Origin of the sequence: Lysinibacillus sp. HST-98 (assembly GCF_016757845.1) — a bacterium.
Classification (GTDB): domain Bacteria; phylum Bacillota; class Bacilli; order Bacillales_A; family Planococcaceae; genus Lysinibacillus; species Lysinibacillus capsici.
This window is the reverse complement of the sequence record NZ_JAENHX010000009.1, coordinates 17379-40207: the sequence shown is the minus strand read 5'-3', so window position 1 is coordinate 40207 and position 22829 is coordinate 17379. Positions and strand designations below refer to the sequence as shown.

The window sequence follows — 22829 nt, the reverse complement described above, 5'->3', positions numbered from 1 at the left end:
TGAGGTGGCAAAGATTGAAATTACAAGTAATAAACAGTCCATTTAATGAAGAGCAGGTGAAGTTATTAAACGAGCTTCTCCCTAAATTAACAATTGAACAAAAATTTTGGCTAAACGGTTACCTAAGTGCTCCCCAAGCAACTCTTGAAGCAATTGTTGAACAGGCACCACCAGCAGCCCAACCGATTACAAAAACAATAACAATTTTATATGGTTCCCAAACAGGCAATAGTCAAGGATTAGCTGAAAAGTATGCAGCAGCTTTAAAAGAACAGCAGGTAGATGTAACTGTCTCATCATTAGGGAATTTTAAAGCTAGTAATTTAAAAAAGATCACCAATCTATTACTTATTGTGAGTACACATGGAGAGGGAGATCCACCAGATCAAGCAATACAATTCTATGAATTTTTGCATAGCAAACGGGCGCCTAAACTAGGACACCTACAGTATTCGATCCTTGCTTTAGGGGATAGCTCCTATGAATTTTTCTGTAAGACAGGTAAGGACTTCGATGAGCGATTTGCGCAATTAGGTGCAACAAGAATTGTGCCTCGTATAGATTGCGATGTAGATTATGATGACGCAGCTGCACAGTGGTTTTCTGCGATTCAACAGGAATTTCTTCAGCACACAACTTCAGCAACGTCTACTTCAGCACACAACGAAGGGGCACAAATACTTGAAAAATCTACATATTCAAGAAAAAATCCATTTTACGCTGAAGTACTTGAAAATATAAATTTAAATGGTCGTGGCTCCAATAAAGAGACACGTCATCTTGAATTATCGATTGAGGGGGCTAATTTTCATTTTGAACCGGGCGATAGCATTGGCATTCTGCCAGAGAACGATGAACAATTAGTCAATGCATTACTGACAGCACTTCAATTTGATTCGGAGACAGAAGTGACTGTTTTTGATGAAACAATAACAATAAAAGATGCACTACAGAAAAAATTAGAAATTACAGTGTTATCTAAGCCGTTACTCGAAAAAATTGCTGCTTATACAGAGCATAAAGAATTTTCTAAGCTATTTGAAGAACCACAAGCATGGAAGGACTATGCCAAAGGAAGAGACTTGCTTGACCTAGTAGAGGAATTTAGACCATTTACTTGGAATGCCCAGCAGTTTGTAGAGTTACTGCGTAAAATTCCTGCTCGACTTTATTCTATTGCTAGTAGCCAAAAGGCCAATAGCGAAGAGGTTCATTTAACGATTGGCAAGGTAAGCTATGAAACAGCAGGTAGACAACGCCTTGGTGTTTGCTCTGGAAGTGTGGCAGAACGGTTAAAAATAGGTGATACATTACCAATCTATGTTCATAAAAATCCGAATTTCAGATTGCCAGAGAATAATGAAACGCCAATTATTATGATTGGTGCAGGCACAGGTGTTGCACCATATCGAGCTTTTCTAGAGGAGCGAGAAGAGTTAGGGATTGAGGGGAAAGCATGGCTCATCTTTGGTGATCAGCATTTTGTTACCGATTTCCTCTATCAAACGGATTGGCAACGTTGGCTCGTTGCTGGCACATTAAGTCACATGCATGTAGCCTTTTCACGTGATACAGACAAAAAAATCTATGTTCAACATAAATTGCAAGAAAATGCCGCAAGTTTTTATGAGTGGCTGGAGCAGGGGGCTGTCATTTATGTATGTGGTGACGAAAAATCAATGGCATCTGATGTGGATGCAACCATTCATCAGATCATTGAGCAGCAAGGACAGAAAACACCAGAGGAAGCAAAAGCCTATGTGAATGAATTAAAACAGCAAAAACGCTACCAACGTGACGTTTATTAATGCAGTTCAACACAAATTTCTAAAAATCCTTCCCTTATTAATGAGTTGATCTCTTTGTTAGCAAGTAAACCCTCAGGTATGCCCAATACGCTGAGGTGTAATGGATTAAAGGAGCGATAAAGAATGACTGAAAAAATAGTGTTACCTCCACAGCCCGGGAAACCAAGCGATGTAGAGCGTATTAAAACCGAAAGTAATTACCTACGTGGAACACTCGAACGTACCATGAATAATCCATTAAGCTCTGGTATTCCAGAGGACGATAATCGCCTTATGAAATTTCATGGCAGTTACTTACAGGACGATCGAGATCTTCGGAATGAACGTCAGAAACAAAAGCTGGAACCTGCCTATCAATTTATGGTACGTGTACGAACACCAGGTGGAGCAGCTACCCCAGCGCAATGGCTTGTGATGGATGAAATGGCTCGAAAGTATGGCAATGGCTCTTTAAAATTAACAACACGCCAAGCATTTCAAGTACATGGCATTTTAAAATGGAATGTTAAAAAATATATGCAGGAAATCAATGAGGTGTTATTGGATTCTCTTGCGGCATGTGGAGATGTGAACCGTAATGTGATGTGTAATGTCAATCCAAACCAATCTGCATTACATGAAGAGGTTTATAATTGGTCTGCGAAACTAAGTGAGCATTTACTGCCGCGAACACGCGCTTATCATGAATTATGGTTAGATGGAGAAAAGGTAGTAGATAGTCAGGATGTAGAAATTGAACCGATTTACGGAGCTCAATATTTGCCCCGTAAATTTAAAATTGGTATTGCAATTCCACCAAGTAATGATGTAGATGTTTTTTCACAAGATATCGGACTGATTGCCATCGTTGAAGACAATCAGCTTGTTGGTTTTAACGTAGCGGTTGGTGGAGGCATGGGCATGACACATGGTGATCATGAAACCTATCCACAGCTTGCTCGTGAAATTGGCTTTATAACGCCAGATAAATTACTAGAAACAGCAGAAAAAATAATCACGATACAGCGTGATTATGGGAATCGCTCTGTCCGTAAAAATGCACGATTTAAATACACAATTGATGCGAGAGGCCTTGAATGGTTCCAAGAAGAATTAACGCGTCGTCTAGGCTGGGAAATTCAGCAGGCTCGTCCTTATACTTTTGAGCGTACAGGTGATGAATTTGGCTGGGTAAAAGGGGCAGATGGTCATTGGCATTATACGTTATTTATTCAAAATGGCCGTATAAAAGACTTTGAGGATTATCAGTTGTTAACTGGCTTACGTGAAATAGCTAAGGTGCACACGGGTGATTTTCGTTTAACACCGAACCAAAATTTAATGATTAGCAATGTAGCCCCCCAGAAAAAGAAAAAAATAAATACGCTTATTGAACAATACAAGCTAACAGACGGTGCACATTATTCTGCCTTACGTCGTAATTCTATTGCCTGTGTTTCTTTACCGACATGTGGCTTAGCCATGGCAGAAGCAGAACGCTATTTACCCTCTCTTATAACAAAAATTGATACCATTATTGATGAGGCTGGCTTAAATGAAACAGAAATTGTTATTCGTATGTCTGGTTGTCCAAATGGCTGTTCACGTGCAGCAATGGGTGAAATCGGCTTTATTGGCAAAGGGCCAGGGAAATACAATATGTACCTTGGTGCAAGTTTTACAGGCAATCGCTTAAATAAAATCTATCGTGAAAATATTGGTGAAGAGGAAATTTTAGCAGAGCTACGACCAATTCTTTTGCATTTTTCAAAGGAACGTTTAGAGGGCGAGCATTTTGGAGACTTTGTCATTCGTGTAGGGTATGTCACAGCTGTTTATGATGGAAGAGAATTTCATTAAAAATAAAAACCATGTAGCAAATTTTTCTTTGCTACATGGTTTTTTTATATAGAATAATCTTCAGGAATAAACACCTTTAATTGTTTCGGCTTTACAAATACCTGATCGCCCACCTTCAGTTGAAGAAGATGAAATTGTTCTTTTGATAACTCCGCTTCTAAAAATTCATCAAGATCCTCACGACGTAGCTCAATTTGGACAATAGGGCCTAGTAAATGAATGTGGCTGATTTTAACAGGAACCGTACCTGGAATACTTGTTTTCTCAATCTGAATATCATGTGGACGTACATAGCCTATCGCATTGTCCTCTGAATGTGTTAGGGCATCAGGTACATCAAGTACAATTTCGCCCTGCATGAGCTTACCATTATGTAAGCGACCTTTAAATAAATTGACATTACCCAAGAAGTCATAGACAAATGGACTTTTGGGATTTGTATAGACCTCGTCTGGACTACCAATTTGCTCGATTTTGCCATTGTTCATGACCACAATGCGATCTGCAACATCGAGAGCTTCCTCCTGGTCATGTGTCACAAAAATACTTGTAATATGAAATTCATCATGTAACTTTCGAAGCCAACGACGTAACTCCTTGCGTACTTTTGCATCGAGAGCTCCAAATGGTTCATCTAGTAACAGTACCTTTGGCTCTACGGCAAGCGCTCTTGCCAGAGCGACACGTTGTCGTTGCCCACCCGAAAGCTGTGTTGGATACCGATCTGAGAAATTTTCAAGCTTCACAAGTTGTAATAATTCCATCACTTTATTTTTGATTTGTTGTTTTGAAGGTCTGTTTTTTCGAGGACGTACCTTCAAGCCATAAGCTACATTGTCAAAGACCGTCATATGGCGAAAAAGCGCATAATGTTGAAAGACAAAGCCCACATTACGTTCCTTTGGATGGCGATCTGTGATGGATTGACCATCAAATAAAATATTGCCAACATCCGTTGTTTCAAGCCCAGCAATCACACGTAATAATGAGGTTTTTCCTGATCCAGAAGGGCCAAGCAGTGCTACTAGTTCCCCAGACTGAATATGTACGGATATATCCTCTAGTGCCTGAAAGGACCCATATTTTTTGGATACGTTTTGAATTTGTATACTCATTCAGACCATCTCCTTTTAACTAGATTTTGATTTCCAAGCAATAATGTCTTTTACAATTAATGTAAAGATGGCCATTACGCTCATTAAAGAAGCAACTGCAAAGGCTGCTGCAAATTGATATTCATTATAGAGAATTTCAATATGAAGGGGCATCGTATTTGTCATGCCACGGATATGACCAGACACCACAGACACAGCCCCGAATTCTCCGATGGCTCGTGCATTACATAAAATCAAACCATAGAATAGTCCCCATTTAATATTGGGTAATGTGACATACCAAAAGGTTTTAAAGCCACTTGCCCCCAATGAAATGGACGCTTCTTCCTCAGATATACCTTGGGTTTGCATCAGCGGTATTAATTCACGTGCAACAAAGGGCAATGTGACGAAAATTGTGGCAAGGACAATGCCAGGTAGTGCAAAAACAATTTTAATATCATGTGCAAACAACCAATCACCAAATAGTCCCTGTGAGCCAAACAATAAAATAAACACTAAACCTGCGATAACAGGTGAAACTGCAAAAGGTAAATCGACCATAGTAAGTAATAGATTTTTCCCCTTAAAATTAAACTTTGTAAGTGCCCAGGCAGCCATTACGCCAAAGATCGCATTGAGGGGTACAGTAATGGCTAGGACGATGAAAGTAAGCTTAATAGCAGCTAATGCATCTGGATGTGTAATCGCAGCAAAGTAAACATCGGCTCCTTTTTGAAAGGCTGTAATAAAAATAGATACTAAAGGTAGTACGATAAAGAAAGCTAAAAAAGCTAAGGCAATAAATGTTAACGTATAGCGAATAATACGAGGCTCCTGTAAGGCAGCAGACTGAGTAGCTGCTTTCCTTTTTTCTGTACTAGCCTGCTGAATAAAAGTTGATTGTTCCATATAGTACCTCCTAATGTACAAACCGACGATTGGCTAGCCATTGTATCAAGTTAATGGTGAACAACAAAATAAAGGATGTCACAAGCATGACAACAGCTATGGCAGTTGCCCCCGCATAATCATATTGCTCAAGCTTTGTCATAATAATCAACGGCGTAATTTCCGTTTTCATCGGCATATTTCCTGCAATAAAAACAACCGAGCCATATTCACCTAAAGCGCGCGCAAAGGCCAAGGAAAAGCCAGTTAAAATAGCTGGTACTAGCTCTGGTAAGATGACTTTACGGAAGGTTTGTAAACGATTGGCTCCAAGGCTTGCCGAAGCTTCCTCCACCTCAGCACTGATATTTTGTAAGACAGGCTGGACCGTTCGTACAACAAAGGGTAGCCCGATAAAGGTTAAAGCAATAATGATGCCAAGAGGTGTAAAGGCAATTTTAAAATCAAAAAATTGACCAATCCAACCATTTGGTGCATAAAGAGATGTTAAAGCAATTCCAGCGACAGCAGTAGGCAATGCAAAAGGTAAGTCTACAAGCCCATCAATGATTCGTTTAAAGGGAAATTGATAGCGAACGAGAACCCATGCAATAGTCGTACCGAAAAAAACATTTAGTAAGCCTGCAATCAGTGCAGTGCTGAAGCTCACTTTGTAGGAAGTAACAGCACGGGGATCTGTAATGATATCGATAAATGCTGACCAGCTTAAGGACATAGTATGAATGAAAATCATGGAAAGTGGTAATAACACTAGTAAACTTACGTAAAGCATTGTATAACCAAGAGATAAATGAAAGCCTGGAATAATTCGATGCGATTTTTTAGGAATGATTAAACTGCTCATCAAAACGCTCCTTATTGTGGTACGTATATTTCATCAAAGGTACCACCATCTTTAAAATGGGTTGCTTGTGCTTGTGACCAACCACCAAAATCATCGATGGAAACAAGTTCAAGCTGTGGGAATTGATCTTTATATTTTGCTAGAATCGTTTCACTACGTGGGCGATAATAATTTTTCGCCGCAATTTCTTGCCCTGTATCACTATATAAATGCTGTAAGTAAGCTTCAGCGACTTCACGTGTCCCTTTTTTAGCTACGATTTTGTCTACAACTGCAACTGGTGGCTCTGCTAAAATACTTAATGAAGGCGTGATGATTTCAAATTCATCCTTACCTAATTCATTGAGAGAGAGGTATGCTTCATTTTCCCACGCAATTAAGACATCTCCAATTTTACGTTCTACGAATGTTGTTGTAGCTCCACGAGCGCCAGAATCAAGTACTTCTACATTGCTGTAAAGTGATGTCATAAATTCTTTTATTTTTGTCTCATCATTGTTATATAACTTTCCGGCATAAGCCCAAGCAGCTAAGTAGTTCCAACGTGCACCTCCAGACGTTTTGGGATTAGGTGTAATGACAGATACATCATCTTGAATCAAATCATCCCAATCTTGTATGTTTTTTGGATTGCTCTTTCGAACTAAAAAAACAATTGTAGATGTATAGGGCGTCGAATTATGATCAAATTCGGTTTGCCAATCTTTATTCAGCAGCTCACGTGTTTGAGCAATTTCATCAATATCGTAAGCCAGTGCGAGTGTTACAACGTCGGCTTCAAGACCATCTATAACTGCACGTCCCTGTTTGCCAGATCCACCATGTGATTGATTGATTGTGACGTCTTGGCCAGTATCATCCTTCCATTTTTTTATAAAATCTTTGTTGAACTCATCGTAAAGCTCCCGTGTTGGATCATAGGATACATTTAGTAGCTCTACAGACTTCTTGTCTTCCTGGCCGCTTGCTTTTTCATCTGAGTTAGCACTTCCACAGCCAGTTAAATTAAGCGTTAGAATAGTTAAAAATGCTAATGATTGGAGAACATAGCTCTTTTTTCTCATAGTTAATCCGCCCCTTTTCTGTTTTAAGAATGCAAAAAGCCATCACCCACAATGACATGACAACATTGGGTAGATGGCCTTCAGATCCTCTGATCAGCGTTTTTTTATTTAGGTCAAAGCTTTAGTAATACATTAAACATATATTTCCTATTAGTCAACAAGGAATTATAAAAAAGATTATTTATTTTGAAAATTAATGGAAGTGTCCCTAGATACCATTCATCATATGCGGCAAAGAACAAAAAAATGGGTGTAAGGAAAAGATATTTAAAAAACCTAGTTGACTGCTTGGTGTACTTTAGTATATATTTGGTAATAAGTAGAATGATTGTGATACGAGGTAGCAACTACTAGTGAACAATCATTAAATATAGAGCTGGCTAGTCAAACTAGAGGCGTTTTAACAAAGACCTGTTTTTCCTATGTCTTTTGTTAGAACGCCTTTTTTGCTATGAGGGGGATTCGATGTTAACTTACGAAAATTGGCAAGAACCGATCATTGATTTTCAGGTTGATGATTTGTATAAGGCTGCACTAGAGGTTTTACAGTGGAGCTATCAAGAATATGGAGATGAAATCGTCTATGCATGTAGCTTTGGTATTGAGGGCATTGTCTTAATTGATCTCATTTCAAAGGTAAAGCCTAACGCTACGATTGTTTTTTTGGATACAGATGTACACTTTAAAGAAACATATGAAACCATTAATAAAGTCAAAGAAAAATATCCACAACTCAACATTGTCATGAAAAAGCCAGCCCTTACACTAGAGCAACAAGCTACACAACATGGTGACGAGCTATGGAAGTCCAACCCAAATAAGTGCTGTGATATTCGTAAGATAAAACCTTTACACGAAGCCTTATCAGGTAAAAAGGCTTGGATATCAGGCTTACGTCGTGAGCAATCACCAACACGTCAACAAACAAACTTTCTAAATCGTGACGATAAATTCAAATCGATTAAAGTTTGTCCATTGATTCATTGGACTTGGAAGGATGTCTGGCGCTATGTTTCAAAGCACAGTTTGCCATATAATCCGTTACACGATCAAGGCTATCCAAGCATCGGCTGTGAGCATTGTACGAAACCAGCATTTACAATGGAGGATTTACGTTCAGGTAGATGGCAAGGTTCTGGTAAAACCGAGTGCGGGTTACATGAATAAAGGAGTTCTGCCATGCTTGAATATATTGCAATAGCTATTAGCTTATTTTTTGCGATGAACATAGGGGCAAGCGGAGCAGCAGCCTCAATGGGTGTTGCTTATGGGGCAGGTGCCATCAAAAAAGCGTGGCAAGCATTGCTTTTATGCGCGATAGGCGTATACAGTGGAGCTGTATTAGGCGGAGGAGAGGTAGTCAAAACGATAGGCTCAGGCATTATGCCCCAGGAATATATTACGGTAAAGGTTGTCATCATTATCTTGATTTCTGCGACAAGCTCGTTATTTTTCGCCAATCTTTTAGGCATTCCCTTATCAACGAGTGAAGTAACAGTGGGTGCTGTCGTGGGTGTAGGAATTGCCTATAAAGTTTTATTCGTCAATTCGCTGCTTGTCATTATATCATTTTGGGTGATTGTACCGCTTGTTGCCTTTGTCATTGCTCTTGTATGTGGAAAGTTATTATATAAGTTACAAAAAAGAGGGCTGCTGAAAGATCGGCCAATTTTAACTGTTCTTCTCGTATTAGCAGGATTTTTTGAAGCATTTTCAGCGGGTATGAATAATGTTGCCAATGCAGTTGGACCATTGGTGGGAGCAGGAATGATGGATGTGACAACAGGCATTGTGCTTGGCGGTGCATTTGTCGCAATAGGTGCTATGCTACTTGGTAAACGAGTGCTTGAAACAAACGGTAAAAAAATAGTGCGCTTTCAAAAGGCTGAGGGCATTCTCATTTCAAGTACAGGTGCATTGCTTGTTGGCGTAAGCTCCATTTTTGGGCTTCCAGTACCCTTAACACAAGTCACTTCTTCATCCATCATTGGGGTAGGGATGGCGAAAAACGGAAAGCAAATCTTCCATAAGCATATTGTGAAAAAAATTATACGTATTTGGGTTGTATCACCCATCTTTTCATTAGTCATTTCTTATTTTTTAGTGCAGTTATTTTTAGAAAAAGACCTTTATGCCATTATTTTAAATGGCAGCATTATTGTTGGGACGCTAGGGGTTATTAGTCTGATGCGTACGATGCGTGAAGAAGAGCAGTCTATCTATGATGCAGGGGAAGGTATTTAAATTGAATCATGCCTTCACTAGCTCTTGACTATAAAACTTAGTATTTAACTAGAATTAGGAGGAGATTTTAATGAGTCTACAACCACATGGTGGGCTACTTGTGCAAGCATTTAATCCAGAAAAAGAAATCACATCTATTCATAAGGAAATTGAGTTGGATGCGATTTCGTTGAGTGATTTAGAGCTAATTGCTATAGGGGGGTATAGCCCAATTGAAGGTTTTTTAACACAAATAGATTATGAGTCAGTCGTGGCACAAAGTCGTTTAGCATCAGGTGTAGTATGGAGTATTCCGATTACACTACCTGTTACAAAAGAGAAAGCGTCCATTTTACAGCCTGGTGACGAGGTAAAGCTGGTTTATGGTGATGAAGTATATGGCGTTATTGAAGTAGCAGATATTTATGAGCCGAATAAACGAAAAGAGGCTTTACTTGTCTATGGAACAGAGGATTTAGCACATCCGGGCGTTCAAAAGCTTTTTGATCGTCCTGCCATTTATGTTGGAGGAAAAATTACGTTAATTAAACGTCTTACACAAAAGTTCCCTGCTTATTCATTTGACCCAATAGAAACACGACAATTATTTGCTGACAAGGGATGGAAAACCATTGTTGGCTTCCAAACACGTAATCCAGTCCATAGGGCGCATGAATATATTCAAAAGGCAGCACTTGAAACGATTGATGGGTTATTTCTAAACCCACTTGTTGGTGAAACAAAGTCAGATGATGTATCAGCTGCTATACGTATGGAGAGCTATGAGGTTTTATTAAAAAACTATTATCCTGAAAGTCGTGTACAATTAGGTATTTTTCCAGCCGCTATGCGGTATGCAGGACCAAAGGAAGCTATTTTCCATGCACTTGTTAGAAAAAATTATGGCTGTACTCATTTTATTGTTGGTCGTGATCATGCAGGCGTTGGTGATTATTATGGCACATATGATGCACAAAAGATTTTTGAACAGTTTACTGAAGATGAATTAGGAATTGTCCCACTAAAATTTGAGCATAGCTTTTATTGTCAGCAATGTGAAGGCATGGCTACGACAAAGACATGTCCACATGATAGCTCTGCCCATGTCATCCTATCAGGAACGAAGGTACGTGAGATGCTACGAAATGGAGAAGTACCACCAAGTACATTCAGTCGTAAAGAAGTCGTAGACATTTTAATTAAAGGCATGAGTAAGGAGGTAGTGAAATGAGTTCAAACATTGTTTGGCATGAAGCCTCCATTACAAAAGAAGAACGCCGTTCAAAAAATAAACATCAAAGCTTTATTTTATGGTTTACGGGGTTATCTGCTTCAGGGAAATCATCAGTGGCCAATGCTTTTGCCCGTCGATTATTTGAAAGGAGCAATCAAGCCTTCGTATTAGATGGTGATAATGTGCGTCATGGCTTAAATAGTGACTTAGGATTCGATGAGGCAGGGCGCAAAGAAAATATTCGTCGAATAGGTGAAGTCTCAAAGCTATTTATAGAGAGCGGTCAAATTGTACTAACAGCTTTTATTTCACCTTATCGAGAAGATCGTCAGGTAGTTCGTGAACTTGTAGAGGATGGTGAATTTTTAGAGGTCTATGTAAAGTGTTCAGTAGAAACATGTGAAAAAAGAGATCCTAAAGGTTTGTATAAAAAAGCAAGGAATGCTGAAATTGCTAATTTTACAGGGATTAGCGCTCCATATGAAGAACCAATTAACCCAGAAGTTATTTTGGATACAGAACAGCATTCTATAGAAGAATGTGTGGAGCAACTGACAAATATTTTAACTGCCAAGGGATATATTTAACTAAAAAAATCTGCTCGATTTTGTAATCGGGCAGATTTTTATATTTATTTTACACCTTGTTCCTTTTTCATTCTGTCAATTTCAGGACCTAGTTCATCACGTACAGTACCTTTCCATGGCTTAACACCAGCAATATAGGAAGAACGCGTCATAATGTGTCCGCCAACAGGACCAGTGATAAAGAGGAAGAGTATCCCCAGTAAAATACGAGGGTTGAAATGATCTTCAATCAGCCAAAAGTGAAAGAATACACCAATCAATACACACATGACGCCAAGTGTTGCACTTTTTGAAGCGGCATGGGCACGTGTATACAAATCAGGTAATCGGACAAGTCCGATAGCTGTCACGACAATAAAGAGTACTCCAACAGTAATGAAAAAGATAACTAAACTATTAGCGAGAATTGTCACGTTTGATGATATCTCCTTTCTCTATGAATTTAGAGAAAGCCATCGTACCGATAAACGATAAAATTGCTAGCAATAAAATGATTTCAAGAAAGAAGCTTGTTTCCACTAAAATCGAAAATAGTCCGATTAGGGAAATGAGTGAAACCCCAAGTGAATCCAAAGCTACAACACGATCGGATGCGGAAGGACCTTTTACCATTCGATAAATGACCGCTATCATTGATAAGCAAATCACTACGATTACAGCAATAATAAATGTTGTCATGATTTACTCACCTCCAAAATCGCTTTTTCAAATGAATCTCGAATGGACGCAATGGCTTCATCTGCATCATTAATATCAATTGCATGTACATACAATGTTTTCGCATCGTCTGATACATGCACTACGACTGTTCCTGGTGTTAGAGTAATAAGGCTTGATAATAAAGTGATTTCCCAGTCTTGTGTTAGAACAGTTGGATAAGCAAAAAAGGCAGGTTGCATGTCCAACTTTGGCTTTAATACTACTTTCAATACTTGAACATTTGCTAAAATTAACTCTTTTAAGAACAACAAAGTTAATTTTAGAATGGCCCATAATCGATAGACATAAAGACGCGACTTGAAAAACCTCCGCATGAGAAAGAGTAAGATTATTCCCATAATGAATCCTATGATAAAACCAGTTGCTGTGTAATTAGAGGAAAGGAACATCCAGACAAAGGCAAGTACAAAATTTAAAATCATTTGAAATGCCATAGTGCTAATCCTCCTTCATCACAGCATCTATATAGATAGATGGATCATTTAATAGTTTTGCAGCATCATCCATAAATGGCGTAATCCATTCAGAACCCACACCATATGCGACTGTAATAAGTACTAAAACGGCAGTAGGCATAAACAGCATTTTATAGGTAGATTTGTCGACGGTACCTTGTGTTTCTTTTTCCTCACCCCAAAAGGCATAAAGGAAAATACGAATCACGGATAGTAAAACAAGCAGTGAAGATGCTAAAATGAAAATACTGCTCCACATACTTCCAGCCTCAAAGCCTCCCTGAACAATTAACAGCTTTCCAACAAACCCGCTGAGTGGTGGAATTCCAGCTAAGCCAAACGCTGCCATTAAATAACACCAACCCAGTGCAGGGTATTTTTTCATAAGCCCACCCATTTTACGCAAGTCAGATGTATCAGTAATATAGATGATAATGCCGATTAACATAAAGAGTGCTGCCTTAATCAGCATATCGTGTATTAAATAAAACATCGCTCCTTTTAAAGAAGCCTCATTCATTTGAGAGACACCAAATAAAATGACACCTACTGCAATGACAATGTTATAGATAATAATGAGCTTTACATCAAAATAAGCGAGTGCTCCAATACAACCAGCCACAATTGTTGCAATAGCTAATGCCATTAGTAAATCATGTGTATAGGATAAATCATGTACAAAAAATAGTGTATAGGTACGTGTAATGGCATATACCCCAACCTTTGTGAGCAGAGCGCCAAATAGAGTTAAGACAGGGATCGGGGCTGCTGCATACGAAGTAGGAAGCCAAAAGTATAATGGGAAAATAGCTGCTTTTAGTCCAAATACCATTAAAAATAGTACGGCAATAACAGTAATAATTCCTGGTTGATTAATTTCAGCAATTTTTACCGCAATATCAGCCATGTTTAATGTCCCTACTACAGAATATAAATAGGCAACGGTTATAACAAATAAGGCCGAAGAAATAACATTAATTAAAATATATTTAATAGACCCTTTCAGTTGCCCCTTCTCACCACCTAAAACGATAAGCAAATAGGAAGCCATTAACAATACTTCAAAGAACACAAATAAGTTAAAAATATCGCCTGTTGTAAAGGCACCATTGACCCCAGTTAAAATAAACATAATACCAGGGTAATAAAAGAAGCGTTCGCGTTCCTTAGTAATAGAACCGAAGCCATACCAAACAACAAATAGCGCAATAAGCAATGTCGTTGTAACGAGCAATGCAGACACCATATCAGATACCATTGTAATACCGTAAGGAACAGGCCAATTTCCAAATGTGACCTTTTGAATACCATCTTCTTTCACTTTTAAAAGCAGTGAAAGGGCAGAGAGGAGGGCTAGTCCAATCCCGAGTAATGAAAATGATCGCTGATAAGTTAGATTTTTTTGTCCAAACATTAAAATCATACCGAAGAAAAACGGGATGATAATGGGTAATAGTAGGAAGTTATTCATCCTCATCACTTCCTCTCATTAAGCTAATATCATCCGTGTTAAGCTCTTGATAGGAACGGTAGGCAAGTACAAGGAAGAATGCTGTCACCCCAAAGCTTATAACAATCGCAGTTAAAATAAGTGCTTGGGGTAAAGGATCAGCAAATGTTTTGGCTCCTTCGTTTAAGACAGGAGGAGCTTCACCACCAAGACCACCCATTGTTAAGATGAGTAGATGAGCACCATGACTTAACAGACCTGTTCCAATAATAATGCGCAATAAACTTTTTGATAAGATTAAATAGACCGCTGCCATAAAGAGAAAGCCAATCACAAAGGCCATAATTATTTCCATTATTCATCCTCTCCAATCGTTTGAATAATGGTCATCGTAACGCCGACAACAACCAAATAGACACCGCTATCAAAAAGCATAGCCGTGTGTAATGACTGTTTGCCTAGAAGCGGTAAATCGAAATAATCAAAGAAATGTGTGAAAAACGGTTTGCCCACAAACATTGGGTATGCCGCAGTAGCAAGGGCTAATAGTAAGCCAATGGCTGTTAAATATGTGTAATTAATCGGTAGAATATGGCGGACTGTGTTGATATCATAGGCTAACACTAAAAGAACAAGTGCACTTGATGTCAACAGACCACCAACAAAGCCTCCACCAGGCGTATAGTGACCAGCTAAAAAAATATGAATGGAGAAGAAGAAAATAATGAAAAATACAATTTTAGCTGTAAATTGTATTATCACATCATTTGTTTTCATGAGTGTTCTCCTTTCTATTCATACGTAACTTAATCATAGCTAAGATGCCCATGCCAGCTATGCCGAGTACTGTAATTTCAAACAATGTATCGAAACCACGATAGTCTACTAAAATTACGTTTACAATGTTTCCGCCACCAGCTAATGAATAGACGGTTTCCTCGTAGTACTTAGCAATAGAGGGAATTAGTTTTTGGGAATGAGCTGATAACGCAACAAGTGTTACCATCACACCAACTGCAATGGAAACAATGGCACGATTTAACTGGAACCTCATTCGCTCCTCGCGTTTACCAAGCTTAGGTAGGTGGTAAAATGCTAATAAAAATAGTGCTACTGAAATCGTTTCTATAACGAGCTGGGTCAGCGCTAAATCAGGTGCGTTAAAAATGACAAAGAATAAGGCTACTGTATAGCCAACAGTACCAAGCCCAATAATGGCCGTTAATCGTGATTTTGCCAAAATGGTGATGCCAGTACCAATTAATAAGACAATGATCAAGATAATTTCATATAGATTAATTGGGGAGGCTCCTTGGAATGAAATACTAAATGCATCTTTCACAAATAGAGAGCCAATAACAATAATAGTTATCCCGCTAAACATATAGAGTAAATAGTGACGCATAGAACCTGTCATATAGCGTCTAGATAAACGATTTAAGCCAATATCTAATCCCTGCATGATTTTGTCATAGGCATTGTTTAATGTTAACGCTTGTGGGAATCGTTGATACATCCTTTGCCATTTTGGTAAGGCAACAAATAACAATACGCCAACTATTATAATTCCAATAGTCATCAGTAGCTCAGGAGTGATCTTACCATGCCAAGCAGATACATGAATATCAACAGCTTGAGGCGAATCATACAAAAATGGCTGTATCGCTTGAACGGCTGGTTTTACAAAGGTATTACCTATAAAGTTTGGAATAAAGAAGATTGTCACAACTAAAGCCGCTAAAAGCATAGGAGAAATTAGCATACCAATCGGCGCCTCATGTGGTTTATGAGGTAACTGCTCCGGTTTGTAATTTCCATTAAATGTTCGGAAAACAAAATAGAAGCTATAGATAAATGTAAAAATACTAGCAATCCACGCAACAATAGGGAAAAGTGCTCCCCATGTTTCAAAGCCTAAAAATTCAAACTTTTGAAGTGCAAGCATGGCTGTTAAAAACATTTCTTTACTTAAGAAGCCATTAAATGGTGGAAGACCAGCCATTGATAAACTTCCTATTGCAGCCACAGTAAAACTAATTGGCATAATACTCATTAAACCACCGAGTTTACGAATATCTCGAGTTCCTGTTTCATGATCAACAATACCCGCAATCATGAAGAGACTGCCTTTAAATGTTGCATGATTAATAAGGTGGAAAATGGCAGCAAATGCAGCAAACTTAATGGTATCGACTGAGCCATTTGTATGAAAAGCAACAGCACTTGCCCCAAGTAGTGACATAATAAGTCCAAGCTGACTGACTGTAGAGAATGCTAGAATACCTTTTAAATCAGTTTGCTTGACTGCAAAGAAGGAGCCCCAGAATAAAGTTAAGATACCGACACCTGTTACAAGCCAGACCCAAAGCTCAGAGGCTGCAAATATCGGTGTAAATCGTGCAACTAAATAGATACCTGCTTTAACCATTGTAGCTGAGTGAAGGTATGCACTTACTGGTGTTGGCGCCTCCATGGCATCTGGTAACCAAATGTAGAATGGGAATTGCGCGGATTTTGTAAATGCTCCCAAGAGTAATAGGACAAGTGACCAAGTAAATAAAGGCTGATCTACTAAATTTGGTGCCATGACAATCAATTCTCGAATGGAATAGGTTCCTCCCATTAAATAAAGAAGAACGAAGCCTCCTAGCATCATTAAGCCGCCGCCAACTGTAATCATCATAGACTTTAATGCACCGAAGCGTGAGGCATCTCGATTATACCAATAGCCGATGAGTAAAAATGATGATATGGATGTTAGCTCCCAGAAGAAATAAAGTGTAATTAAATGATCTGATTGTACTACTCCCAGCATGGCTGACATAAATAACAGTAAGTAAACATAAAAGTTATGTAATTTTTCTTTATGTTTATCTAAGTAAAAAATGGAGTAAAGCACTACTAACGAGCCAATTCCAGTAATGAGTAATGAGAATAATAAGCTAAGTCCATCTAAATATGAGATGATGGAAATATTAAGCGATGGAATCCAAGGTAGCTCTGCAGTAAATACCTCACCTTTAGCAACTTGAGCAATATACGTTGCATAAATAACAGCAAGCGTAACAGGTACAGCAAGAACAAACCAACCTGTGTGAATATTATTCATGCGTTTATATAATAATGGCACTAATATTGCAACAAGCATTGGAATAAAAATATAAAGTACTTGTAACAAAAAAACCCTCCTTTATGCAGGTAAGTAAATCAATTATAACGTACTTTAATTGGGAATGCATATGTACTATTGGGATTTAGCTTGCGGTCATTGGAGAATTTTCGTTATATTATAAATAGGAAGTTATCAATAAAAATAGAGGAAAAAAATTTTTTATGAAGAACCCATATATCTATGGTTATCTACCATTAATTACAATTTTATTGTTTAGTTTGACATTTGGGATGTATGCTGTTGGTAAATCTTTGCAGATTTTTCAAGCCATCGGTGTGTATTCAGGAATGCGAGAGTTTTTATCAGATTTTGAATTACGTGTATTTCTTCTTATCGTTTTTGCCATTGTTTTTTTTATGTTATTTTCTGCTCTTAAACTTGTAGGCGAAACTATTCATGAAGTAGGAATGCTGTTCTTTTCAAAGGACAACGAAGGAGCCACAGTTAGTCAGGCTCGAGGTGGCTATATTATTTTATTTGTAGGTGCTATGTGTTCTGCATTTGCCATCCAATTTATTTATGTTTTAATAGGTATTTTTGTTATAACGATATTTACCTACTTTATTTATCTGATTTATAAAATGAGCCATTTTATATCAATGGGTGGCACAATCGGACTATTAATCTTTGAGCTTCTTATGTGGACGATTCTTTTAACATTAATTGTTTATGTCGTATTAAAGTTATATAATGGCATTTTGGCAAGTTTGCCATTTGCAAATTAATACATACTATTAAAATAGTGATGTTAATAGCAGAAAAAGCGAGTTTGCAAGGTGAGGGGGTGATTTCGCCAGCTAAGTCCCCTAGGAGTGACGCTGGCTCCACCCCAATCAGCAATGTGTAAAAGTGTCTTTTCCTTATTTTCATACTAGCTGTAGTAAACAAAATTACTCATTATCTGTATGATTAGAGAGGGGATAACCTTTCCTAAAAATTTTATTGATCGTTTTGTTTTTTAACACTATGAAAAGGTAATAGTCTCAGTGACTACTACCTTTTATTTGTTTTACTATTCAAGCAACACATTAAATAATTGATGATGAATTTTGTAGTCTTCTAATTGCTGCATCGATTGAGGTTTATCATACCCTAGCCATACAGCAGCAGTATATTCATTATTGAGTCCAGCAAGCCAGTAGTCACGATAGTCATTCGTTGTCCCTGTTTTTGCACCAACGTAGCTGCTGTTACTATAGACACCTTGACCCGTGCCGTTTGCTACAACATCCGCAAGGAGTTCACGCATGTATTTTACTGTTTTAGGAGACCAAATATGTTCACGCTGTGAATCCCAACTATAAAGCTCTGTTCCATCTATTGCTGTGACTTTGCGAATACTATGAGCAAGTACATAAGAGCCATCAATAAAACTAGTATAAGCATCTGCTAGTTCTATTGCTGTTACACCATAGGTTAGCCCTCCTAATGATGCGGCATAATTATAATCTTTCTCTACAATCGAGCGGAAGTGAAAGCGATTAAGGTAATGAAAGGCTGTCTCGACGCCAACGGTTTGAAAGAGACGAAGTGCTGATGTATTATAGCTATGTCGAAAAGCAGTACGAATTGACACATCACCATACGTATAGCCCCCATAGTTTTGTGGACAAAACGAGCCCACACAATAACGCCCACCATTGACAATCGAATCAGGTGTATGAGATGTTGTTTCGAAGAATGGTGCATAGACTGCCAGAGGCTTAAAAGCTGAGCCTGGCTGACGTGTTCCTTGGAATGCACGATGGAAATCAAATTTTTCATAGTTTTTTCCTGCATACAGACTGACTATTTCTCTTGATTGGTTTTCAATGGCTGCACCTGCTGCTTGCAATGGGCTAGTACCTAAAATAGCTGACATTTTTTCCTCATCATGCTGCTGTTTAGTAGGATCAAGTGCGGTGTGAATGATGAGTCCATTTTGTAATAAAGTATTGAGTCGATTGTCTAATTGTGCTTTAATTTTTTTCTTTTCTTCCTCATTATCTGTAGAGCTTAGTCGATCCGCATAACCTTCTTTTGCTGCAATAAGCCATTTTAGCTCTTGAAGAACATAAGTGCTATACATTGGATAACTTTGAATTTTATCTTTCACATTTAATGTAATGGGATCAGCTTTATAGTCTTTTGCCGCTTCCTCTGTAATAGCCCCATTTGCTGCAAGGGTATCTAACAAACGCTCTTGCCTTGCTTTAGTTTGATCATAATTCTTTAAAGGATTATAAAGGGAAGGGTTATTTGGGATAGCAGCAATGAAGGCTATTTCAGCTATGGATAATTCTTGGAGTGGCTTTTGAAAATAATAGGTGGCTGCTCCGCCAATGCCATAGACTTGATTACTGAAATAGGACTCATTTAGGTACATCGTTAAAATGGCTTCTTTATCAAATTCTTTTTCTAATTCATATGCATAAAAAAGCTCTGTTAATTTTCGTTCATATGTTTTTTCTTCAGATAAATAACGCATTCGAACAAGTTGCTGTGTGATTGTACTACCACCTTGAGAGGTTGTGTTGCTATTTGAATTGGCTACAACTGCACGAATAATCGCACTTAAATCAAAGCCAATATGCGTATAAAAATCAGCATCCTCACTGGTAATGAATATTTCCTGGGCAATTTGTGGAATTTCCTGTAAAATTAGTAGCTGCCGCCATTCGACATATTCCTCACTAAATGTTTGCCCATTTCGATCAATAAGGGTAACAGGTAGCTGGGCCTCTACCTCAGGTAAATGTATAGCATTAGTCATTTGTTCCTCATGTGCTTGTGCAATATTGATTTCTGTTTTAATGTTTGTGCTAATCCACCATAAAGCAGGAAGGGATAGTACTATAATAAAAAAACCAAAAGCCTTTTTCATGTGTGCCTCCACTCTTTCTATAAATCCTTCATCAGAATAACATATTTTGGATTGATTCCAAATACTCGCTCAGACCTATTTACATAGTTTTAAAAATGAATAGTAAAAGTGCAAAAATCGTCAATACTTAGATGGAGAAAACCAGTAGGAAGTATGTTAGACTAAAATGAGGTCAGAAAAGGTGCAAGGGCATCTTTTTCATTGAAACTGAAATTTATCATTAAAGGAGAGACTTCCATGTTTCCACAGTTAACAACAGACGTACAAGCAGACGAAGTGCTTGTAGAAATGAACACAACATTAGGTGCTATCAAAATTAAATTATTCCCAGAGCACGCACCGAAAACGGTTGAGAATTTTTTAGGTCATGCTAAATCAGGCTACTATAACGGCATTATTTTCCACCGTGTTATTCAAGACTTTATGATTCAAGGTGGCGACCCAACTGGTACTGGTATGGGCGGAGAATCAATTTGGGGTAATTCCTTTGAAGATGAGTTCTCAGAGCAATTGTTTAACCTACGTGGAGCGCTTTCAATGGCAAATGCAGGTCCAAACACAAATGGTTCTCAATTCTTTATTGTACAAATGAAGCACCTTCCAAGTGATATGCTTCGTCAATTACAGGGGGCGGGTTTCCCTGAAGAGATTATCGAAGCTTATGCTCAAAATGGTGGTACACCTTGGTTAGACCATAAACACACAGTATTTGGTCATGTAGTAGAAGGTATGGACATTGTGGATAAAATTGCAGATGTGGAAAAAGATTTCCGTGATAAGCCATTAGAAGATGTGAAAATTGAGTCAATTACAGTCTTTGAATAATACGTATAAGGACGTGTAGAACATGCAGAACTTTATGTATCAATTTTTATATTTCCCAGAAGATAAATCAGGTTATATTCCAGCAGCATTTGAATTTTTAATTATGCTTATTTTATGTATTATCGTGTTTACGCTTTTCAGAAAAATTTCTAAGAAACAAGAATTAAAATCAAAAGAAATTGAAGCACGGATTTTAGCAGAAAAGAAAAACACAAACAATCAACAGAATATATAAGAAAAAGAATCCGCTTGCCACAGAGGGCGAGCAGATTCTTTTTTATTGTATCAATTTTTTTTAAAGCGTCGGATAGTATTTTGCAGGGCCTTGACGGCAGTGAAACAAACCAGTACAAGTGACAAGCCAATCCCACTCAATGCAGTAATAAAGGCTACCCATTCAAAGAGTGTATAACTACCGATGCTATTGAAATCACTGCTATCTTTCCAACCTTCAATGACTAAGTTCATCCCATAAATGCCTGATACTACTGTAAAGACTGTTAAAATAAATAGTAAATTATTACTTCGATTATCGGATTGATCTTCCTGTGTTCGATACAAACTATTCAATGTTTCTTTCGTTTCTACATAATGTTCATTTATACGGAAGAACTTTCGTAACAATTGAGCAATTTCTCTGCCTTCTGTTCGTACGATGACTTCTTCAAAATAATAGCGTGCAGAAAATTTTGTAATCAGCTCGATTAGTTCATTGACAACCTGTTTATCTTTGCCCCACTTTATTTCACTATACTCATAGGAAAGCTTTAAGAGCATCATTTTATAAAAATAATGAATGAACAAATTGTAATAGTGCGTACCCATAAATTCTTGAATACTATGTGTACATTTGGCAAACGGCCTATTTGTAATCGTTATTTGTGCTTGTGACGAGGTGATAATATAACTGTTAGGAGCCCAACGTGTATGGGCATGCTCTTGTACATAATTAGAGATATATGGAGGATTAGTGCTAGAAATAAAAGGTTTGCCAGCAGGAGTCCTACCGTCTACTTGCCCTAATCGAAATAAATGCTCGGGTATAATTTTAGCTTCTTCCTCTGCAATTAAATAAGCTGAGGCAAACATTCGCTCATCTTCAAAGAAAGGTAAGCCTTCATAGCTATGGTCTTGTTGATGTAATAGAAAGGGTTTTAAATAAGGTATAAAATACTTAAATAATAATTCACTCGTAGAAGAACAATGACCAAATGAAAAATGATGACTTGCACCTTTCTCCTCTCTTAGTTTAGCCTCTAATACTCTAAAATAGTGAATAAAATTTAATATATCACTTAGATCATGTGATTGATCTATAATATTTGTTCTTACTGTTATAATCCCATTCCCAAAAGGACATAATGTCACATCAATACTCATCACTTCGTAATCATAATTGATTTGACTTTCTTGAAGATGTAAGGCGCCTTGTGTATAAAAAGCTTTCGAAAAACGAATAAAGTCAGGGTTATTCATTTCGTTTGGAAATAACTTATCCTCCAAAAAAGGATAGAAAAATTGGGCAAGCTCCTCATGTATAATCGTCATATCACCATAAAAAGCGTCTTCAAGCGATGTATTTTTTAAGGTGAAAAAGGAAAAGCCCTCGTTTAGTAGTACATCACTGATTTTTTGACGATTTTTTTCGGAGTAGGCGAAGGGAAATAGGAATGTCATATAAGCACGTTTAATCGTTAATGGGACAATGTCCATGTAAAATCACCTCTGTATAAATCCGA

Annotated in this window: 22 protein-coding genes; 9 read left to right on the top strand and 13 right to left on the bottom strand. The window is 37.9% G+C overall.

All coding sequences use genetic code 11. The features are described from left to right. Positions 1–14: 14 nt before the first annotated feature. Both JIN86_RS18040 and cysI read left to right on the top strand, forming a co-directional pair. Complete coding sequence (locus tag JIN86_RS18040) at positions 15–1808, top strand: assimilatory sulfite reductase (NADPH) flavoprotein subunit (RefSeq protein ID WP_202342504.1); 1794 nt, start codon at positions 15–17, stop codon at positions 1806–1808. A 123-nt stretch (positions 1809–1931) separates the two neighbouring features. Next, complete coding sequence (gene cysI, locus JIN86_RS18035; protein WP_004228351.1) at positions 1932–3647, top strand: assimilatory sulfite reductase (NADPH) hemoprotein subunit; 1716 nt, start codon at positions 1932–1934, stop codon at positions 3645–3647. Between the two features lie 44 nt (positions 3648–3691). Here the strand turns inward: cysI and JIN86_RS18030 are convergent, their stop codons facing one another. From JIN86_RS18030 to JIN86_RS18015, 4 genes are read right to left on the bottom strand one after another with little or no spacing between them, the layout of a single operon-like run. Continuing rightward, entirely contained in the window at positions 3692–4762 is a 1071-nt protein-coding gene (locus JIN86_RS18030) for a sulfate/molybdate ABC transporter ATP-binding protein (protein ID WP_004228353.1), read from the bottom strand. Between the two features lie 15 nt (positions 4763–4777). Then, complete coding sequence (gene cysW / locus JIN86_RS18025) at positions 4778–5653, bottom strand: sulfate ABC transporter permease subunit CysW (RefSeq protein WP_004228354.1); 876 nt, start codon at positions 5651–5653, stop codon at positions 4778–4780. Between the two features lie 10 nt (positions 5654–5663). Further along, positions 5664–6497, bottom strand: coding sequence for a sulfate ABC transporter permease subunit CysT (cysT, locus tag JIN86_RS18020; RefSeq protein WP_202342503.1), 834 nt, complete (start codon positions 6495–6497; stop codon positions 5664–5666). 11 nt (positions 6498–6508) lie between these two features. Then, positions 6509–7561 carry a sulfate ABC transporter substrate-binding protein gene (locus JIN86_RS18015; protein WP_202342502.1) on the bottom strand — a complete coding sequence of 351 codons (1053 nt, stop codon included), beginning with the start codon at positions 7559–7561 and terminating at the stop codon, positions 6509–6511. A 465-nt stretch (positions 7562–8026) separates the two neighbouring features. On the opposite strand from JIN86_RS18015, the gene JIN86_RS18010 reads away from it, so the two are divergent. The 4 genes from JIN86_RS18010 to cysC all read left to right on the top strand — a co-directional run bounded on the left by JIN86_RS18010 (position 8027) and on the right by cysC (position 11605). Then, positions 8027–8728, top strand: coding sequence for a phosphoadenylyl-sulfate reductase (locus tag JIN86_RS18010; RefSeq protein ID WP_004228361.1), 702 nt, complete (start codon positions 8027–8029; stop codon positions 8726–8728). A gap of 12 nt (positions 8729–8740) precedes the next feature. Next, positions 8741–9805, top strand: a complete 1065-nt coding sequence (locus JIN86_RS18005) for a sulfate permease (RefSeq protein ID WP_004228363.1) — start codon at positions 8741–8743, stop codon at positions 9803–9805. Between the two features lie 70 nt (positions 9806–9875). Continuing rightward, the gene (gene sat, locus JIN86_RS18000; protein ID WP_004228367.1) at positions 9876–11015 is read left to right on the top strand and encodes a sulfate adenylyltransferase; all 1140 of its coding nucleotides are present in this window, start codon (positions 9876–9878) and stop codon (positions 11013–11015) included. Beyond that, on the top strand, positions 11012–11605 hold the full coding sequence (gene cysC / locus JIN86_RS17995; protein ID WP_004228371.1) for an adenylyl-sulfate kinase: 594 nt from the start codon (positions 11012–11014) through the stop codon (positions 11603–11605). The genes sat and cysC overlap by 4 nt, the downstream gene beginning before the upstream one ends. 44 nt (positions 11606–11649) lie before the next feature. On the opposite strand, the gene mnhG is transcribed toward cysC, so the two are convergent. Genes mnhG through JIN86_RS17960 form a run of 7 tightly spaced genes read right to left on the bottom strand, consistent with a single transcriptional unit; the run spans position 11650 to position 17408 of the window. After that, positions 11650–12018 (bottom strand): monovalent cation/H(+) antiporter subunit G, encoded by a 369-nt coding sequence (gene mnhG, locus JIN86_RS17990; protein WP_004228373.1) that lies wholly within the window; start codon positions 12016–12018, stop codon positions 11650–11652. Continuing rightward, complete coding sequence (locus tag JIN86_RS17985; RefSeq protein ID WP_004228375.1) at positions 12002–12283, bottom strand: Na(+)/H(+) antiporter subunit F1; 282 nt, start codon at positions 12281–12283, stop codon at positions 12002–12004. Before JIN86_RS17985 ends, mnhG begins: the two co-directional genes overlap by 17 nt. Then, positions 12280–12759, bottom strand: a complete 480-nt coding sequence (locus JIN86_RS17980; protein ID WP_004228376.1) for a Na+/H+ antiporter subunit E — start codon at positions 12757–12759, stop codon at positions 12280–12282. Before JIN86_RS17980 ends, JIN86_RS17985 begins: the two co-directional genes overlap by 4 nt. 4 nt (positions 12760–12763) lie before the next feature. Beyond that, positions 12764–14251: a Na+/H+ antiporter subunit D gene (locus JIN86_RS17975; protein ID WP_305067965.1), complete on the bottom strand. Its 1488-nt coding sequence runs from the start codon at positions 14249–14251 to the stop codon at positions 12764–12766. Continuing rightward, on the bottom strand, positions 14244–14585 hold the full coding sequence (locus tag JIN86_RS17970; protein WP_004228379.1) for a Na(+)/H(+) antiporter subunit C: 342 nt from the start codon (positions 14583–14585) through the stop codon (positions 14244–14246). Before JIN86_RS17970 ends, JIN86_RS17975 begins: the two co-directional genes overlap by 8 nt. Beyond that, a complete protein-coding gene (locus tag JIN86_RS17965) occupies positions 14585–15007 on the bottom strand; it encodes a Na(+)/H(+) antiporter subunit B (RefSeq protein ID WP_004228380.1) in 423 nt (140 codons plus the stop codon). Before JIN86_RS17965 ends, JIN86_RS17970 begins: the two co-directional genes overlap by 1 nt. Continuing rightward, positions 14994–17408, bottom strand: coding sequence for a Na+/H+ antiporter subunit A (locus JIN86_RS17960; RefSeq protein WP_202342500.1), 2415 nt, complete (start codon positions 17406–17408; stop codon positions 14994–14996). Before JIN86_RS17960 ends, JIN86_RS17965 begins: the two co-directional genes overlap by 14 nt. A 155-nt stretch (positions 17409–17563) precedes the next feature. On the opposite strand from JIN86_RS17960, the gene JIN86_RS17955 reads away from it, so the two are divergent. After that, the gene (locus JIN86_RS17955; protein WP_202342499.1) at positions 17564–18127 is read left to right on the top strand and encodes a DUF5366 family protein; all 564 of its coding nucleotides are present in this window, start codon (positions 17564–17566) and stop codon (positions 18125–18127) included. A gap of 287 nt (positions 18128–18414) precedes the next feature. Here the strand turns inward: JIN86_RS17955 and JIN86_RS17950 are convergent, their stop codons facing one another. Continuing rightward, a complete protein-coding gene (locus JIN86_RS17950) occupies positions 18415–20265 on the bottom strand; it encodes a transglycosylase domain-containing protein (protein ID WP_202342498.1) in 1851 nt (616 codons plus the stop codon). 237 nt (positions 20266–20502) lie between these two features. Between JIN86_RS17950 and JIN86_RS17945 the strand changes: the two genes are divergently transcribed. Both JIN86_RS17945 and JIN86_RS17940 read left to right on the top strand, forming a co-directional pair. Further along, positions 20503–21090, top strand: coding sequence for a peptidylprolyl isomerase (locus JIN86_RS17945; RefSeq protein ID WP_202342497.1), 588 nt, complete (start codon positions 20503–20505; stop codon positions 21088–21090). Between the two features lie 22 nt (positions 21091–21112). Next, complete coding sequence (locus JIN86_RS17940; protein WP_004228391.1) at positions 21113–21325, top strand: hypothetical protein; 213 nt, start codon at positions 21113–21115, stop codon at positions 21323–21325. A 50-nt stretch (positions 21326–21375) separates the two neighbouring features. Here JIN86_RS17940 and JIN86_RS17935 read toward each other — a convergent pair whose 3' ends face one another. After that, positions 21376–22803 (bottom strand): magnesium transporter CorA family protein, encoded by a 1428-nt coding sequence (locus JIN86_RS17935; protein ID WP_202342496.1) that lies wholly within the window; start codon positions 22801–22803, stop codon positions 21376–21378. Between the last annotated feature and the right edge of the window lie 26 nt (positions 22804–22829).